1 protein-coding gene and 1 rRNA gene are annotated in these 994 nt (G+C 68.1%); one reads left to right on the top strand and one right to left on the bottom strand.

Annotated elements, in window-relative coordinates:
• On the top strand, window positions 1-721 hold a 721-nt coding region (locus H283_RS28200), incomplete at its 5' end, for a hypothetical protein (RefSeq protein WP_196805987.1).
• Window positions 722-729: 8 nt separating this feature from the next.
• On the opposite strand, the gene rrf is transcribed toward H283_RS28200, so the two are convergent.
• Window positions 730-846 (bottom strand): 5S ribosomal RNA (gene rrf, locus H283_RS0112900).
• Window positions 847-994 lie beyond the last annotated feature (148 nt).

The raw sequence follows: 994 nt of genomic DNA, 5'->3' as shown, positions 1-994 counted from the left end.
CGCTGCTGCTGCCACTGGAACGACGGTCATCGGAGCGGTAGCCGCCACGGTCGCTGCCGCCGCCGCTGGACGGGCGGTAGCCGCCACGGTCGCTGCTGCTGCCGCCGGAACGACGGTCATCGGAGCGGTAGCCGCCACGGTCGCTGCCGCCGCCGCTGCCGCCGGAACGACGGTCATCGGAGCGGTAGCCCCCACGGTCGCTGCTGCCGCTGCCGCCGGAACGACGGTCGTCCGACCGGTAGCCCCCACGGTCGCTGCTGCCGCCGCCGGAACGACGGTCGTCCGACCGGTCGCCCCCACGGTCGCTGCTGCCGCCGCCGGAACGACGGTCATCGGAGCGGTAGCCCCCACGGTCGCTGCTGCCGCCGCCGGAACGACGGTCATCGGAGCGGTAGCCCCCACGGTCACTGCCGCTGCTGCCGCCGCCGGAACGACGGTCATCGGAGCGGTAGCTCCCGCGGTCGTCTCGACGCGGTCCCGACGAACGGGGTGCGCCCGACCGGGGAGCCCCCGAGCTCCGGCCGGCGCCACTGCCTCGTGCGGGACCTCGCTCGCCGCCTTCGCGGTCGCGTCGGTCGCCTCGGCTGTCGTTGCCGTCCTGGTCACTCATGTTCGTCATCCTTCCGCGCCGACCGCGGTCGGCGCCACCTCTGGTGTCGTCGAGCACAAAAAGAAAGAGCGCCCCAGTCGGATCAATGAAGTTCCGTCTGGGGCGCTCTGACAAAGTGTGTCCGGCTGCGTCCTACTCTCCCACACCGTCACCAGTGCAGTACCATCGGCGCTGAAGGGCTTAGCTTCCGGGTTCGGAATGGAGCCGGGCGTTTCCCCTTCGCTATGACAGCCGAAACTCTATGGAGATATCAAATCAGTGGGTGGTGTTCCCGTTTGTATCTCGGGAACTGCACAGTGGACGCGGAGCATCTTTGTAAGTCAAGTTATCGGCTTATTAGTACCGGTCAGCTCCACACATTGCTGTGCTTCCACATCCGGCCTA

The sequence above is a fragment of the Terracoccus sp. 273MFTsu3.1 genome (assembly GCF_000383675.1).
GTDB lineage: Bacteria > Actinomycetota > Actinomycetes > Actinomycetales > Dermatophilaceae > Terrabacter.
Note: the sequence above shows the minus strand (reverse complement) of the source record. Positions and strands in the feature narration are given on the sequence as shown.